Genomic DNA, 16877 nt, shown 5'->3' with positions numbered 1-16877 from the left:
AAAATTATTTGTATCGTTTTTCTTGCGAAAAACGTACGCGCTGTCAATTCAATAAATCAATGAACTTCTTCTCAGTAAACAGTATTTAGTAGATAGTTGGCAGTTTAAAAACCAACCCTCCAGCACCATCACTGAAATTGTCTTACAAAAACCAAAGGAATCGAACCTTTCTTATATAACGCCCCGTCCGGCAGTTTCTTTTTCAATATTTTTAGGAACTTGTTTCCGCTGTAAGCGGCTGCAAATATACAATGCTTTTTCTTTATCAACCAAATATTTTTTAGAAAAATTTTAAGTTTTTTTTGAAAGCTTTACCCGATTAAAAGAACTTAAAAACAACAACAATTTTTATTAAAATCCTTCGCTGTTTTTGCGGCTGCAAATATACAACCTCTTTTGAATCTGACAAGCAAAAAATAAAGTTTTTTTTACTTTTATTTTTTTGAGCTTTCTTAGCCCTAAAAACATCGTAATCCCAGTATGTAATGAACTTCTTAACTTAGAACCCCAAACCTCTTGTGGCGCAAAGCGGGTGCAAATATACTGCTGTTTTTTAGATGCGCAACAATATTCTTCAAATTTAATTACTTTTCAGGATTTCATACAAAATACACAAATCACATCCCAAATTCACCATAATCTAGAGGCTTTACAAAGAAATTTAACATTCAATAGGTTAAAATAACAGACGAATAAAATAACTTCAACAGAAAAACTAGAGAAAAAAGTTCCAAACAACGCCAAAACGCACCTGGAAATCCATATAAGGATAGCGTGGCGCTACAAAATTATTATTCTTATCGATTAAAGAATTTAAATGTTGCAGCTTAAAAAAGATACGAGTTTGATCTACCTTTCCATTAAAAAAGAAATCGACAACCGGATAATTACCAAATTCGGATGAGTTCTGCACATAAAATTCAGCTAGCACAGGATCGTAGGCATTCATATTATATTTTGTAAAATATTTAAATGTAAATCCGGTTTGTAAATATAGTGCCTTGTCAAACCACTCGTCTTTATAATATATGCTGTTACGAGTCACAAATTCAGGCAGGTTTAATACAGAAGCACCATCTAATACATTTTGATACATCAAGGTATTATCTATTGCAAACAGACCAAAGTCAAAATCTTTACTAGCTTTTATTTTAAAATACCTAACCTGGTCTTTGGACTGAAAAGGCTTCACTAAAGAATCTTCCCCTTCGGAAAAATAGGTATAATTCTGAATTTGCGTTAACCGGGCACTTACATCGAGCAATTTTTCAGAACTTAACTCACCATATAGACTCTGAGTATTTATATTATCAAAATCGTTTTGCCAATTATAATTCACATAATTACTTTGGTAAAGCAGAAAATTATAGTTTGGCATATGACTGTTTTGATTAAACCCAAATTGCAGCCTATTTTCTTCATCAAGGCTGTAACCGGCCTGTGCTTCAAAATAGCTTCCTGTAAAATCGCCGGCTAAATTAAGCATAGCATCTGCCTGTACGTCAAATCCACCTATTTTCTTCTTATATTCACCACCCACAGCATAATTTACTCCGGTAAGTTTATTATTAATGGTGTCATTTTCCCGAATATAAAAAGTTTTATATCCGTATTCAAAAGTTTTAATAGCAGCTTTCGCCTTTACCTCCCCTAAAGTTTTATTAGACCACTGTACATAGCCCTCATTATAAAACTCGGTTAACCGAACACGATCCCTTAAATTTGTTTGCTGAAAAGAAGGACCAAAAATCATATTTGCTGCATTGGTTTGAGAGAAATCAAACTTCTTATAATCGTGGTTAAAGATATGCCCCACTTTTAATGTATTTGAGGATAAGGAATCTGATTTAGCAAGATTATAATAATGGTTCAGATAAAAACGCTTGCCATATAAGGTGCTTTCCGCATCCTCAAAATTCATCTGTAAAAGAGAGCGATCTTCAAACTCCTCTTCCTTATCTATATATTGTTGAAGTGCTAAATCTGAAAGTCCACCATTCTCCTGATTCAATAAGTTATGCGAAACAAAATGTGTTCTTAAATGATATTTTCTATCTAAAGTTCTATAGTTAAGCCCGAATCTAAAAATACCGGTACTGGTAAGAATGTTCTGATATCTGCCCAAAGCACGTACTCCCTTATACCCTACTGAAAAGTTTAACCTTTCAGAAGTATTCATGGTAAACAAAACATCTAATTGTTGCCCCTGCTCCGGTACTGTTTTAAAATAGGCCTCGGTGAAGGGTGTAGGTACATGATAATACTTAATATCTTCAATATCGAAAAAGTTATAATGCCTGGCTTGCGCACCAAATTCAGGATATAATTTTTTGGCTTCAAAATCCATCCCAAGTTTATTATATGGTCGTCCTGTATTGGCAAAGGGAAGTAATTCGAAATTATCTTTTCGGCGATAATTGAATTTATAATCTTTTTCTATAGTAAGCGTAGTGTCTATAAAAGTAGTATCGTTTGCTAAAGAAATTATTTTATAATCTGAGATTGGAGGTTTAATAGTGTCTTCTTTCTTGCCTGCTTGTTCCGCATTTTGCCCCCCGGGACCGGCAGAAAGTTTAGTTTGTGAAATTCCTATAAAAGGAATTAAGAGAAAAACGAATAATATAACCTTCATTAAATACAATTTGCAACAAAGTTATATTATTTCAAAAACATGTACTTACAAAGTGCGATTTAAAATAAATCCAGGTTAGCTTAAAGCTAACCTGGATTTAACATCTTAATTTCCTTTAAAAAATTCATTATAATAATAAAAAAAGCCCCCGTTAAATCGGAGGCTTTTTTATAATTATTAATTTTCCAGACTATTATTCATTTTGAGTATTAATGGCCGGGTTATAAAGAATTTCTTCTTCCGGAATTTCGAAAGTAAGTTCTTCAGCATTGTAAGGAATTGGATCGCCAACAAAAGATAGATGGTTTGCCCCTCTTACGACAGTCGCTTTGTTTCTCTTCATAGCTAAATAAGATTTTCCTTCACCCCAAAGCTCAATTCGAGTTTGAAGATAAATTTCATCCAGAAGATCTTGTCCAGAAAGACCGTCAAGATAGCTAGTATCATCCAATCTTTCAGCTAGAAGTGTCGATAAAGCCATTCTCGCTTCAGCATCCATATCAAGGTTCGCAGCTGCTTCAGCATTTAATAAATACATCTCGGCAATTCTCATATATACCAAATCTAAAGTAATAACCTGAGAGGGCCCTCTTGGCACTCTTTGAGGATCGAAAAACTTACCCCAAGGTTGTAGGTGGTTTGAAGACTCTGGGTTATTCAAAAATTGATTTTTTCTCACATCATTAGCAGGAATTTGAGCAAATAAATCAGCATCTATAGCTTTATAGTCTCCATAACCGGCATAACTATAAGAGAAATAATCCATTTGTCCCCACCAGGAAAGAAGACCAACTCCAGAATCTGTGGTGAGGTCTACACCCCACATCCATCCAGGCGTATTCACATCGTTAAATCCGCCTCCGGTTGGGTTATTTACATCATCATCGGTTCTGTCTGCCCTAGCAACTTCTTCTTCCGTCATTATTGTAAAAGGACTATTTGCTATAATATCGTCAGTTAAATCCTTCACTTCTTGCCATCTGTCTCCTTGTGCAGCTAAAACATAAGCTAAAATCCCTTGGGCCACCTGCTTATTAATCTGATTTTTAGCGGATCTATTGAAACCATCCAATAAAGAAATGGCTGAGTTTAAATCACTTTCCATTTGCTCATAAATTACAGAAGCAGCCACTTTTGGCCCGTTTTCATCCTCTGGCAAAAGATAAATTGGTAATATCTCTTGACTTGGATTATAAGAGTTTTGGTAGTATTGAGCCAGGTAAAAATAAGAATGTGCTCTCATTGCTTTTGCCTGACCGAGGATATACTTGTTTTCATCGGTTTCAGGAATAGCATCATTCCCTCCAACAGCCGCAATCACTAAATTTGCTGAACGAACAAGTCGATAGTAATACCTCCATGGCATGTAATTCCTTTGATTTGTAAAATCTAAAGGTGCCTGAAACTCGGTAATACCTGACCTATACCAACCAAATGAACTCACAGAAAGCGCCACATCTCCGGAAAGCATATCTCCAAAAATATCGTAGCCCTTTTGTCCAAAATCGTCGTGATTTGTTGTACCACCAGATCCATCTTCAAATTGCAAAGAATAAATACCCGTTAAAGTTCCGGCAAGCACATCAGCATTAGTTTCACCAGCCTCCGAAACCTGTTCTTGCGTTAAAAATTCCGAAGGCTCCTTTTCAAGAAAGTCTTCACTACATCCCACTAATGCAAGTAGTGTAGATGACAGCAATGTTATTTTAAATATATTTTTCATATCGTATTCTTTTATTTTTAAAATTTAACCCTTACTCCTGCAGTAACTGTAGTTAGTGGAGCGTATAAACGACGTCCCGAATTAGCATCTTCCGCAGTATTTGGAAGGAATCCTTCTCTAGCAGTTTTCACATAAAGGTTGTCACCAGAAACATAAAGGTTTACATACTTAATTCCGATGTTTCCAAACATTTCTTCCGGAATGGTATACCCCAACCTTACATTGTTTAATGCAATATAATCTGTACTTGTTACAAATCGATCTGAAGTGGAGGTTACATTGGTATAAGCATTATCTGATAATGCAGGAACGCTTGTTTGATCTCCAGGGTTTTGCCATCTATTTAAGATATCGCTATGATAGTTATTACCAACAGCACCAAAACGGTCGCTCATTAATTCAGCATACTGATAATCAATCGCGTGCCCTCCAAGACTATATACTAGCTGCGCACCAAAATTAAAGTTTTTCCAGTTACCGCTTAATCTCATACCTCCTCTAACATCTGGAATAGCAGACTTACCGATATATTTTTGAGTAGCATTAGCATATGTATCAGTAATTTGTCTTTCTACATTAGCATCTGGGTTATCATTTAAATAAACCGGCATATTTTGAATCGCATCTTCACCGTCATCAAAAGTTCCATTAGAATTGGCATCATTAAAATATTGATACCATTGAGGAGCTCCATTGTCTGGGTTTACACCGGCATACTCTCTGGTATAAATTTCGAAAATTGACCTTCCTTCAGAATAGGCAAATGGCGCATTTGAAGGATCCAGAATTCTTTCCTCTCCTGTAGATGGATCTAAAGGCATTCTAGTGATTTCATTTTCTAAAAGTTCTCCATTCACACTAAGATCCAAGTTAAAATCTTTAGTTTGAACTATATGCCCTGTTAAATTAAATTCTAAACCGGCATTTCTTAAATCCCCGTCATTTACAGTTATAACAGCAATACCCTGAGACGGCCCTACTCTACGTTGGAAAATCTGGTCTGTTGTATTCTTAATATAATAATCTATGGCACCGTCTAACCATCTCCCCAGACCAAATTCTGTACCTATCTGAAACATTTCAGAAGTTTCCCAGGTAAGATCTGGGTTACCATTGGCTAAAGTTGAAAGAGAAATCTCATCGTTAAGGTTATTTATACTGTAAGTATCATAACCTGGATAGTAGATAGGATCACCATCAGCATCCGTTTGAGCCTCATCTCCGGTAATACCGTAAGAAGCTTTTAACTTAAGGAAAGAAATCAGGTCGCTATTAGCTAAGAAATCTTCATTAGAAGCTACCCATGCAGCACCAACAGATCCAAAAGTACCCCACTTTTCATTCACAAATCGAGACGAACCGTCGCGACGCACAGAACCTGTAAGGTAATACGTATCTAAGTAGTTATAATTAACCTGACCAAAGTAAGATTCAATAGATCTTCCTTCATTATACCCTGTAGCCGGACTTGCTGCTACTACATAGTTGTTTAATTCATAAATATCGGCAGCAACAGCCTTAGTTTTAAAAGCATCATTGTAATTCAACTCGAAGTCATTAGATTCGTGTGCTACTAAAGCATCTACACTATGATCTCCAAATTGATTTTCGTAACGCAATAACTGTAAAAAGTTAGTTGTTAATCTTTCAGTATCTACTTTAAATAAGGTACCACCATCACCCTGTGCAGTTCCGTAGAATGGGTTATCTGCACTCGTGTATCTATCCATAGAGTACTGAGCCCCAAATTTTGTTTCAAAAGTAAGGTGATCGGTAAGTGTGAAATCTAAAGCAAAGCTTCCGTTCAATTCGTGCCTATCTGTATGTACATAATCATACAAAGCAGAACCTACCGGGTTTAACCCGTCTGATTGTGGTCTGGTTCTAAAACCTGAGAAACTACCATAGTCGTATTGGAATCCTCCATAAATAGGATCCGGCACTTTCTCTCCCTGGTCATCTCTTAAAAATACCCCAAAGATAGGAGCTGTTTTATCAGCAAATTCAAATACGTTTTCAGAACCTACGGTTTGACCATTCTCCATTTGCTCTGAATAAGCATACCCAATATTGGCTGCTACATTTAACCATTCTTTCACCTGAGACTTTAGGTTTAAACGAGTGGTATATCTGTCATATCCAGTATTAACAGCATAACCATTATCATTTAGGTAACCGGCAGAAGCAAAATAAGAAGTTTTTTCGTTTCCACCACCAAAGCGAACGTTAGCTTCGGTTCTAATAGCCGCATCAAATGTTGCATCTTCATATAGTTCTGGAGTATACTTTCTGGTAACCCCATTTCTAACCATACGGGTATCTGGATTAATCAATTCTGAAGCAGAATTTACATTCCACAGGTTATATCCTGCCGGAACATAGTTATCAGAAAACAACCTGGCATTTGCATATTCCACGGGGTTACCTTCTGCATCTCCTGTAATAACACCACGGTTGTAAATACCTTCCCAAACTAAACCAATATACTTTTCTGGAGACTTAATCACATTATATCTGGGAATTACCTGGTCGTTCACACCAGTTTTTACGTCTACCTCAATATAATCTTCACCAGAAGTTCCTGTTTTGGTAGTAATTAAAATAACCCCGTTCGCACCACGCGAACCATAAATTGCAGTCGCAGTAGCATCTTTTAACACGGTAGTTGTCTTGATATCTGCCGGGTTAATGGAGTTAATACTCCCAGAAAAAGGAACACCATCCACTACATATAATGGGTCACGGTTTCCGTTTACAGAACCAAAACCTCTAATTCTAATAGTAGAAGCAGTACCCGGCTGTCCTGAAGTATTAATTACATTCACACCCGCAACTTCTCCTGCTAAGGCCTGAGAAACGTTAGCAAAGTTTTTCGTTTCCAGGTTTTCTGTATCAATTGTGGTGGCCGAACCAGCAAAAGACTGGCGAGTTGCGGTACCATAACCTACCACTACCACCTCATCTAATGCAGCTGCATCTGCACCAAGTGTAATATCGTAAACATCAGCTTCACCTATAGTAACCTCTTGATTGCTAAAGCCAACATAACTAAATGTTACCACTGCACCAACGTCTACAGAAAGATTATACTCTCCATCAAAATTGGTTTGTGTCCCATTTGTCGTACCCTTTTCAATAACATTTACCCCGGGCAAGGGCAAACCATCTTCATCGATAACCGTACCGGTTATCACTTTTTCCTGTGCAAACGTAAATTGCACTACAAACGCCAATAATAGCGTAAGCATTCCATGTAATTTGTTTTTCATTATTGTTTAAATTTGAATTAGCCTACGCCAAAAATCATAATAAAATCTTAATAAAACAAATGATTTTTAAATTGAATCATCTTTTAATTTCATTAGACATCTTTAAAAGATACAAAAAACCAAGTCCTCAAACAGCCATTTATTTAAGAATTCAATAAAAAAACACAACTTTTCAAAACATCAATAAATTTACATTTCACCTGTTTTATCACCTAAAAAGTCTTTTTACAAAGAATTTACTATGCATGCCTTGTATTTTTTTAAACAGATTATTTACACAAATGACTAAAAAGAGAATAATAGTTTTGCTTAAAACCCCGATTCTTCCAATTTTTGCAGTATGCTAAAAATGTTCGACCTTCCCTGTTCAGTTGCAGGTACCGATGAAGCCGGTAGAGGCTGCCTGGCAGGCCCTGTAACTGCTGCCGCAGTAATACTTCCAAAAAATTTTAAAAGCACATTACTAAACGATTCTAAACAAACCAGAGAAGGAGACCGCAATAAGCTTAGAGAAATTATTATAAATGAGGCTATTTCTTATAGTATTGAGCATGTATATATGGAGGAAATTGACAAACTAAATATACTGAACGCCTCTATTTTAGCTATGCATCGTGCCATAGAAAACCTAGACTGCGATCCGGAATATATTATTGTAGATGGTAATAAATTTAAACCCTTTCGTAATATTCCCCACGAGTGCATAATAAAAGGAGATGCTAAGTTTTTTAGTATTGCTGCAGCTTCAATTTTAGCAAAAACCGCCCGTGATGAATTTATGAAGGAAATACACCTGGAATTTCCAGCATATAACTGGAATAGAAATAAAGGCTACCCCACAAAAGAGCACCGGCAAGCCATAAGAGAACACGGCAGCACGCCTTATCACAGAAAAAGTTTTAAACTCTTGCCAGAGCAACTTAAACTTAGCCTATAACTTTTATATTTGTTAAAAATTCTGCTATTCCATGAAGAAAACCGTCTTCGCATTTTTAAGTATTTTATTTTTTATTTCCTGCCAGACCCGGGAAACAGAGAAGAACCCTATTAATTATATTCCTAGAAATGCCGCGGTAATTATTCAAACTCCCAATTTAAAACTATTTCAACAGCAAGTAACTTCACTTTCTTTTTTGGAGGAAAACTCTATAAGCGCTATTACTAAACTCAATAAAGATTTGGGTTTTCTTAAATACGCCGATAGCATAACGGAAAGTATTATTGCTATATCTGTTTCAAAACAGCAAAATTTTAATTATAGCATTATAAGTAAACAGCAGCCCAATTTTAAGTTAGATTCTATCTCAAATAAAGCTGTAGAAAACATAAAGTCTGAGGGCGTAACCTATCAAAAACTAAATTTAGAAGGAAGTGAGTTTTTTATATCTGACGGAGGCAGCCCATTTATTATTTCAAATTCGGAAAGCCAATTAAGGCAAATTTTAAATAAGGAAAACCTGCTACAAAATAAAAGTTTTACCAAAACCTATAAGGCAATTTCACCTAAAGCAACTTCCCTTATTATAAATCATAATCAACTTAATGAATTTCAGAAAAATTTATTTCCGAACATAAAAATGGAGAGCTTGAAAAATTATGCCGGTTGGAGTGCTGTAGATATCGAGTTATCTAAAAATGGAATTTCATTCAACGGACTTAGCATTGCGAACCATAAAGAGAACCTCCATAAAATTCTCGCAAACACCCAGCCTGTTTCTATCGATTTCCCGACAATTGTTCCTAAAAATTCAGGAGGTTTCATTGTTTTGGGCTACCAAAAACCGAAAATTTTTCTTCAGAATTTAAAAGAATTTAAACAGGACAGTATAGAAAAAAGAGAAGATGAACTTTTACTAAATACCCGGGAAGCAGGAATCATCTTTGGAGAAGAAAATTCGGTTTTAGCATTAAAAACACTGGTAACCACTGACGCAACCGACTTGATTGCCGGATACGCAAACCTGGAGGAGAATTATCGAGACTTCCCTATATATAAGGTATCCCAACCCCATATTTTTAAAAAGCTTTTCACGCCTTTCCTTCAGGCAAACAATACTAATTTTGTAGCGGCAATAGACCAATTTCTTGTATTTGGCAAGACTGCATCAGAGCTTCGTGACCTCATAGCCAATTATGTAAATAAGAATACCATGGCACATGAAGAGCATTATACAAATAGCATTCAAAAATTAGCAGAAGAATCTTCTATCCTCATAGCCGGAAATACAACTTTATTAAAAAGCAGGTTAGCAAAGGCTGTCTCTAAAGAACTTAGAGACGAGATGAAAAATTTAAATTTTGGCGATCATAAAATAGCAATCCTACAATTGGTAGAAGAGGATGGTTTTGCGCATATACATGGTAATTTTGAAAGCCAAAAGACACAAAACACTTTAGCAAATAAAGCTAAAGAAATACTTTCGCTTAGCATGGAGGCCGAATTGCTTACAGAGCCGGTTTTAGTAAAAAACCATCTAAACAATCAAATGGATATTGCGGTTCAGGATATAAACAACACGCTTTATCTTATTTCTAACAAAGGAAGCATTTTCTGGAAGAAAAAACTTAAAGGCCCTATTTTAGGAGAAATACAGCAGGTAGATCTTTTTAAAAACGGAAAGTTTCAGCTTGCTTTCGCCACTCCTTATTCTATAGAGGTGCTAGACAGAAATGGGAATACGGTAAAACCATTTCCATTAAAATTTCAGGATGAAATTACACAGCCACTTTCCTTATTCGACTATGACACCAACAGGAAATATCGTTTTTTAATTACCCAGAAAGATGAAGTTTTTATGTATGATAAAAACGGAAAAAGCGTTAAAGGTTTCGATTTCAGAAAGACAAAATCTGAAATTTTACAGGCTCCAAAACATTTACGAATTCAATACAAGGATTATATTGTATTCCCTGAAGCATCGGGTAAACTCAATATTTTAAGTCGTCAGGGAAAGCATAGGGTAAACGTAAAGGAAACCATAGATTTTTCTAAGAATAAATGGTACGAATTTGAAAACGATTTTGTTTCAACCAATACCGAAGGAAATCTTGTAAAAGTAAATCAAAAGGGCGTTGTAAGCACAAAAAGAACCAATTTTAAAGAAAACCATAGCGTTAGCGCACTGCCAAATCTATTGGTTAGTCTATCAGAAAACATTTTAAAAATCAAGGGAAAAGAGATAAGCCTGGATTACGGGTTATACACCGAGCCTAAAATTTTCCTGGTGAACAATAAATACTATATCAGCCTAACCGATTTACAAAGTCAGAAAGTATATGTATTTGATAGTAATGCAGTTCTTCTTCCCGGTTTTCCAGTTTATGGGACTACGGGCATCGATATAAACAATGCCAACGTAGATCAAGGTCCGGAATTTGTGGTAAAAGGAGGTGAAAAAGAGGTATTGCTTTATAAATTCTAATTAAACTGAGCTTCAAAAAGTTCAGCAAAATGTTTTAAAACTTTCTCCTGAACTTCGCCTAAAGAAATTTCCTTTTTTCCGAGTTCTACATTTAAAGATGTAACGGCTTTGCCTTCTATTCCGCAGGGAATAATATGGTCAAAATAACCCAAATCTGCATTTACGTTTAGGGCAAACCCGTGCATTGTGACCCAGCGACTGGCACGAACTCCCATAGCACATATTTTCCGGGCAAAAGGAGTTCCAACATCCAGCCAAACTCCGGTTTCACCATTACTTCGCTCTGCTTTTAAGCCATACTCGGCCAGCGTACGTATTATGGTTTCTTCAAGAAACCGCAGGTATTTATGGATATCGGTAAAAAAATTATCGAGATCTAGAATTGGATACCCCACCAATTGCCCGGGCCCGTGGTAGGTAATATCGCCACCTCGATTAATTTTATAATAACTGGCTTGTTTTTTCTCTAATTCAGCTTCAGAAATAAGCAAATTCTTTATATCGCCGCTTTTTCCCAGGGTATACACGTGAGGATGCTCTACCATCAGCAAATAATTGGGCGTTTTTTCATTTAAATTTTGCCGCCTATTTTTAATTTTAAGGTCTAGAATTTCCTTAAAAAGCTTTTCCTGGTAATCCCAGGTTTCTTTATAATCTTTATAGCCTAAGTTTTGCAAATTTACCTGCTTATTCATACGTCTTTTTTGGGATTATTAAGAATAATAAGTGCGGCTATCACTCCGGGAACCCACCCTAAAACGGTAAGTATCAAAACAATTAAAATAGAGCCACACCCACGATCGTAAACGGCCAGGGGTGGAAACAAAATAGAAAGAATAACACGCCAAACACTCATTTATCTATAAGTCTTACCAATTTATTTTGCAAAGATATGATTATAAATAGAGAAAACTTCTTAGATCACTAGCTATCCAGTTTTAATAAGCTATACTACTGCAACCGCGGGGGCAAAGCACTTATAAAGTAGAAAATAACTGTGCATACAGTAAGCTTCCTATATGTAAAGTTAATTAACCGGAAAATGGCCAGTATAGCATTAATTTAAAGTCATAAAATTCTGGCATATATCCCGTTGGTTGGTAGCCACATACTCACTATATTTGCACTCGTTTTGCAAGAGTAGAAGTAGTTTCTGAGAAATTTTGAAATCGTCATTCTGAATTTATTTCAGAATCTAAGACATAAATAGTCACTATCACGTTAGAAGCTGGAACAAGCCCGCCTGACCGGATGGACAGGTTCAGCTTGACGAAATTAAACTTTACAGACAACTTCAAGAATCGAAAAAATATTTTATAATTCCGAGGGGAATCTCGGAAAATCAAACCCTTAATGAGGGATACATCAAATTACGAGTATGCAATTATCTGAACAGGAAACAGTAAGAAGAGAGAAGCTTTCGGCTTTAAGAAAGGCAGGTATTAACCCGTATCCGGCAGATTTATTCCCGGTTAAGGATACCAGTAAAGACATTAAAGAAAACTTTGAGGAAGGCAAGAAAATAGTGATGGCCGGTAGGCTAATGTCCCGTCGTATCCAGGGGAAAGCCTCTTTTGCCGAAATTCAGGACTCTAAAGGAAGAATACAGGTTTATTTTAACCGCGATGAAATATGTACCGGTGAAGATAAAAGTAAGTATAACGATATCTATAAAAAATTGCTAGACATTGGCGATTTTATAGGTATTGAAGGAGAACTGTTTAAAACCCAGGTTGGGGAAAAGACCGTTATGGTAAAAGATTTTACTTTACTTAGCAAGTCGCTTCGCCCACTTCCGCTTCCTAAAACCGATAAAGAAGGAAATACTCATGATGGTTTTACCGACCCGGAACACCGCTATCGCCAGCGCTATGCCGATTTAGCAGTGAACCCAAAAGTAAAGGAGATCTTTGTAAAAAGAACCAGGTTGTTCAACGCCATGCGAAACTTCTTTAATGAAAGAGAATATTTTGAAGTAGAAACACCCATCTTACAGTCTATTCCCGGGGGTGCTGCCGCAAGACCATTTGTTACGCACCACAATGCTTTAGATATCCCACTATACCTTAGAATTGCCAACGAATTATACCTAAAAAGGCTAATTGTTGGTGGATTTGACGGGGTTTATGAATTTTCTAAAAACTTTAGAAATGAAGGAATGGATAGAACCCATAATCCTGAATTTACCGCGATGGAAATTTATGTAGCCTATAAAGACTACAACTGGATGATGGATTTTACCGAAAAACTACTGGAACATTGTGCCCTGGCAGTAAACAATACTACCGAAGCTGTTTTTGGCGAACATAAAATAGACTTTAAAGCGCCCTACAAGCGCGTAACCATGACCGATTCTATCAAAGAATTTACCGGCTTTGATATTACCGGAAAATCTGAAGCTGAAATTAGAAAAGCAGCGGAAGATATGGGTATTGAAGTAGATGAAACCATGGGTAAAGGGAAGCTTATTGATGAGATTTTTGGTGAAAAATGCGAAGGAAATTATATCCAGCCCACCTTTATTACCGACTATCCCAAAGAAATGAGCCCGCTTTGTAAAGAGCATCGTGAAAATCCTGACCTGACCGAGCGTTTTGAACTAATGGTATGCGGAAAAGAAATTGCCAATGCATATTCTGAATTAAATGACCCTATAGACCAACGCGAGCGTTTTGAAGAACAATTGAAGCTTGCCAAAAAAGGAGACGATGAAGCTACCGAATTTATAGACCAGGATTTCTTAAGGGCCCTGGAATATGGAATGCCCCCAACCTCTGGTTTAGGTATTGGAATGGACCGTTTAATTATGTTCTTAACCAATAATCAATCTATCCAGGAAGTATTGTTTTTCCCACAAATGAAACCTGAAAGAAAAGCTGTTGAACTTAATGAAGACGAAAAAGCAGTATTTCAGCTATTAAAAAGTGACGAAATTCACGACCTTGATAGCATAAAAAACAAATCTGGTTTAAGTAATAAAAAATGGGACAAAACTCTAAAATCGCTTAGAAAACATAAGATGATAGATGTTTATAAGAAAGATGAGGCTATGAAGATTAAAGCAGTTTAAAGTTAAAAAAATAAATTACTTAGGTTCAACAAGCGTTAAATTAGATATATTTTAACTTCGCTTTAAACCTTTTTAAGATAATTGAGTCAAAAGATCACCAAATGGTGGTCTTTTTTCGTTTTTTAGCTACCGCTAATGAAAATCTATCATTTCAAATTAATCACACAAACCAAAATTCAATTTATGACCAAACGATTAACGTATAAGCTCTTATTAGTGGCTTTATCAGTTTCGGTTTCCAGTTGTGGAATTTTTCAGCCCAAATCTACGGCTGATAGCTCCAAAAAAGAAGCCTCAAAAAAGAAAGGTGATTTCGAGCCTTACGCAAAAGTAATCACTAAAGATGCCAAAAGCGACCCAGGTTTATTCACCGTTCACCGGGTAGACGATAAATATTTTTACGAAATCCCCGATAGCCTGTTTAACCGCGAGATGCTTACCGTTACGAGGATTGCCAAAACAGCTACAGGAATTGGTTTTGGCGGTGGAAAACAAAACACCCAGGTACATCGTTGGCAGAAAAAAGACGGCCACGTTCTTTTAAGGGTTGTTTCTCACGAAATATATGCTGCAGATTCTTTACCGGTTCACGAAGCCGTAGTTAACTCTAATTTCGAGCCGGTTTTACAGCGTTTTCCTATAAAAACTGTAGGTAAAGACTCGGTTAATAAATCAACCGTAATTGAAGTTACCGATCTTTACACCAAAGATGTTAAGGCCCTTGGATTAAGAGATGGTTCCAGGAAACAATACAAAGTTTCTCGATTAGATGATAGCCGCTCATATATAGATACCATTCGCAGTTACCCTGAAAATATTGAGGTAAGGCACGTAAAAACCTATAATGCCGGAGAACCACCTTCTAACGCCAGTACCGGCTCAATATCTTTAGAGTTCAGCAATTCTATGATTTTGCTTCCAAAAGAACCTATGAAACGTCGTTATTTTGACCAACGCGTAGGTTGGTTTGCCCGCGGACAGGTAGATTATGGGCTGGATGCACAAAAAAGTAAAGAAGTAAAGTACCTGGATCGTTGGAGACTTGAAGTTAAAGAGGAAGACAGGGAAAAATTTAAAAATGGCGAACTGGTAGAACCAAAAGAGCCTATTGTTTATTATGTAGATCGCGCTACGCCTAAAAAATGGATTCCTTATATTAAACAGGGAATCGAAGACTGGCAGGTTGCTTTTGAAGAAGCCGGTTTTAAGAATGCGATTATCGCTAAAGACCCACCCACAAAAGAAGAAGATCCAGATTGGAGCCCCGAAGATGTAAGATACTCTGTAGTGCGCTATCTGGCTTCTCCTATTCCCAATGCCAACGGCCCACACGTTAGTGACCCACGTTCTGGAGAGATCTTAGAATCAGACATTAACTGGTACCACAATGTAATGACCCTCCTTAGAAACTGGTTCTTTGTACAAACTGCAGCTATCAATGAAGATGCCCGTGGTGTAGAATTTGAAGATGAAGTAATGGGTAGATTAATAAGGTTTGTTTCTTCCCACGAAGTTGGGCATACCCTGGGCCTTCCCCATAATATGGGAAGTAGCGTTGCTTATGCAGTTGAAGATCTTCGTGATCCTGAATTTACTGCCAAGTACGGGACGGCACCCTCTATTATGGACTACGCCCGTTTTAATTATATCGCACAACCCGAAGATGGTGACGTAGCTTTAATGCCAGATATTGGACCTTACGATAAATACTCTATTGAGTGGGGTTACCGCCCAATTTTAGATAAAACGGCAAAAGAAGAAAAAGAAATTCTAGACCAATGGATCCTGGAAAAGGCCGACAATCCATTATATAGATTTGGAAGCCAGCAAAGTGGTGGAGTGATAGACCCTAGCTCTCAGACCGAAGACCTTGGCGATGACGCAGTATTGGCAAGTGAATACGGAATCAAAAACCTGAAACGAATTATGCCAAAATTGATTGAGTGGACTGCCGAAGACGGTAAAAACTACGATGACCTGGATGATTTGTACGGCCAGGTTTTAAGTCAGTTTAACCGTTATATGGGGCACGTAACCGCCAATATTGGTGGAGTTTATGAATACTATAAAACTTACGACCAGGAAGGTGCTGTTTATTCTCACGTTTCAAAAGAAAAGCAAAAAGAAGCGATGAGCTTTTTGCACGATCAACTTTTTGAAACCCCCGAATGGATGATAGACCAGGAAATTTTCAATAAAATCCAATTTGACGGACAGGTAGAACGCCTTAGCAATATGCAGGAACGCACACTTAAAAACCTTCTTGATTTTGGAAGAATGGCCCGTTTAATGGAAAATGAGGAAATAAATGATGCTAAAGCATACGGCCTAATTGATATGATGAGCGACCTAAGAAAGGGTATTTGGAGCGAAGTTTATGCAGGACAGAACATAGATCGTTACCGCAGAAACCTGCAACGTGCTTATATAGAGCGTATGGAATATTTAATGACGCAGGAGCAAAGCGCCATTCCATCAAGATACAGAAGCTGGATATCCCGAAGCGACATAGATGTTGCCCAAAGTGATATTCGTCCTGTGGTAAGAGGAGAGCTTAAAACACTTCGAAACCAAATTAGAAGAGTCGCTAATAGTGGAGATCGTTTAACCAGATACCATCTTCAGGATGCTTTAGAAAGAATAGATTTAATTTTAAACCCCATCAAATAATTCTAAGATTTTTTGATTTGTTCGTTTTTAAAACCACCGTAAAAAGACGGTGGTTTTTTTATTTCTGTTTTTAAACCTTTTTAAATTCTAT

At 36.8% G+C, this 16877-nt stretch carries 9 protein-coding genes; 4 read left to right on the top strand and 5 right to left on the bottom strand.

Features of this window, described 5'->3' with window-relative positions; all coding sequences use genetic code 11:
* Positions 1-715: 715 nt before the first annotated feature.
* From I6U50_RS14470 to I6U50_RS14460, 3 genes are all read right to left on the bottom strand, one after another.
* Positions 716-2632, bottom strand: a complete 1917-nt coding sequence (locus I6U50_RS14470) for a putative porin (protein ID WP_198639364.1) — start codon at positions 2630-2632, stop codon at positions 716-718.
* Positions 2633-2825: 193 nt separating this feature from the next.
* Positions 2826-4355, bottom strand: a complete 1530-nt coding sequence (locus I6U50_RS14465; protein WP_193711255.1) for a RagB/SusD family nutrient uptake outer membrane protein — start codon at positions 4353-4355, stop codon at positions 2826-2828.
* 17 nt (positions 4356-4372) lie between these two features.
* The gene (locus tag I6U50_RS14460) at positions 4373-7624 is read right to left on the bottom strand and encodes a SusC/RagA family TonB-linked outer membrane protein (RefSeq protein WP_198639363.1); all 3252 of its coding nucleotides are present in this window, start codon (positions 7622-7624) and stop codon (positions 4373-4375) included.
* A 340-nt stretch (positions 7625-7964) separates the two neighbouring features.
* On the opposite strand from I6U50_RS14460, the gene I6U50_RS14455 reads away from it, so the two are divergent.
* Positions 7965-8561 carry a ribonuclease HII gene (locus tag I6U50_RS14455; protein WP_198639362.1) on the top strand — a complete coding sequence of 199 codons (597 nt, stop codon included), beginning with the start codon at positions 7965-7967 and terminating at the stop codon, positions 8559-8561.
* Between the two features lie 31 nt (positions 8562-8592).
* Positions 8593-11046, top strand: coding sequence for a hypothetical protein (locus tag I6U50_RS14450; protein ID WP_198639361.1), 2454 nt, complete (start codon positions 8593-8595; stop codon positions 11044-11046).
* Here I6U50_RS14450 and lipB read toward each other — a convergent pair.
* Together lipB and I6U50_RS14440 are read right to left on the bottom strand one after the other, a co-directional pair.
* Positions 11043-11741: a lipoyl(octanoyl) transferase LipB gene (lipB, locus tag I6U50_RS14445; protein WP_198639360.1), complete on the bottom strand. Its 699-nt coding sequence runs from the start codon at positions 11739-11741 to the stop codon at positions 11043-11045. The genes I6U50_RS14450 and lipB overlap by 4 nt on opposite strands.
* Positions 11738-11902 carry a YqaE/Pmp3 family membrane protein gene (locus tag I6U50_RS14440; protein WP_193711260.1) on the bottom strand — a complete coding sequence of 55 codons (165 nt, stop codon included), beginning with the start codon at positions 11900-11902 and terminating at the stop codon, positions 11738-11740. The genes lipB and I6U50_RS14440 overlap by 4 nt, the downstream gene beginning before the upstream one ends.
* Before the next feature lie 522 nt (positions 11903-12424).
* Here I6U50_RS14440 and lysS point away from each other — a divergent pair.
* Positions 12425-14116, top strand: coding sequence for a lysine--tRNA ligase (lysS, locus tag I6U50_RS14435; RefSeq protein WP_198639359.1), 1692 nt, complete (start codon positions 12425-12427; stop codon positions 14114-14116).
* A 183-nt stretch (positions 14117-14299) separates the two neighbouring features.
* Positions 14300-16786 carry a zinc-dependent metalloprotease gene (locus I6U50_RS14430; RefSeq protein ID WP_198639358.1) on the top strand — a complete coding sequence of 829 codons (2487 nt, stop codon included), beginning with the start codon at positions 14300-14302 and terminating at the stop codon, positions 16784-16786.
* The last annotated feature ends 91 nt before the right edge of the window (positions 16787-16877 follow it).

It is taken from the genome of Salegentibacter maritimus (genome assembly GCF_016236975.1).
GTDB lineage: Bacteria > Bacteroidota > Bacteroidia > Flavobacteriales > Flavobacteriaceae > Salegentibacter > Salegentibacter maritimus.
The sequence above is the reverse complement of the archived record's forward strand: the minus strand, read 5'-3'. Positions and strand labels throughout refer to the sequence as shown.

What these genes read in the sequence shown, in the direction of transcription:
- I6U50_RS14455 (WP_198639362.1), top strand. Translation starts at nt 7,965, where the DNA reads ATGCTAAAAATGTTCGACCTTCCCTGTTCAGTTGCAGGTACCGATGAA.
- I6U50_RS14430 (WP_198639358.1), top strand. Translation starts at nt 14,300, where the DNA reads ATGACCAAACGATTAACGTATAAGCTCTTATTAGTGGCTTTATCAGTT.
- I6U50_RS14465 (WP_193711255.1), bottom strand. Translation starts at nt 4,355, where the DNA reads ATGAAAAATATATTTAAAATAACATTGCTGTCATCTACACTACTTGCA.
- I6U50_RS14470 (WP_198639364.1), bottom strand. Translation starts at nt 2,632, where the DNA reads ATGAAGGTTATATTATTCGTTTTTCTCTTAATTCCTTTTATAGGAATT.
- lipB (WP_198639360.1), bottom strand. Translation starts at nt 11,741, where the DNA reads ATGAATAAGCAGGTAAATTTGCAAAACTTAGGCTATAAAGATTATAAA.
- I6U50_RS14440 (WP_193711260.1), bottom strand. Translation starts at nt 11,902, where the DNA reads ATGAGTGTTTGGCGTGTTATTCTTTCTATTTTGTTTCCACCCCTGGCC.
- I6U50_RS14450 (WP_198639361.1), top strand. Translation starts at nt 8,593, where the DNA reads ATGAAGAAAACCGTCTTCGCATTTTTAAGTATTTTATTTTTTATTTCC.
- lysS (WP_198639359.1), top strand. Translation starts at nt 12,425, where the DNA reads ATGCAATTATCTGAACAGGAAACAGTAAGAAGAGAGAAGCTTTCGGCT.
- I6U50_RS14460 (WP_198639363.1), bottom strand. Translation starts at nt 7,624, where the DNA reads ATGAAAAACAAATTACATGGAATGCTTACGCTATTATTGGCGTTTGTA.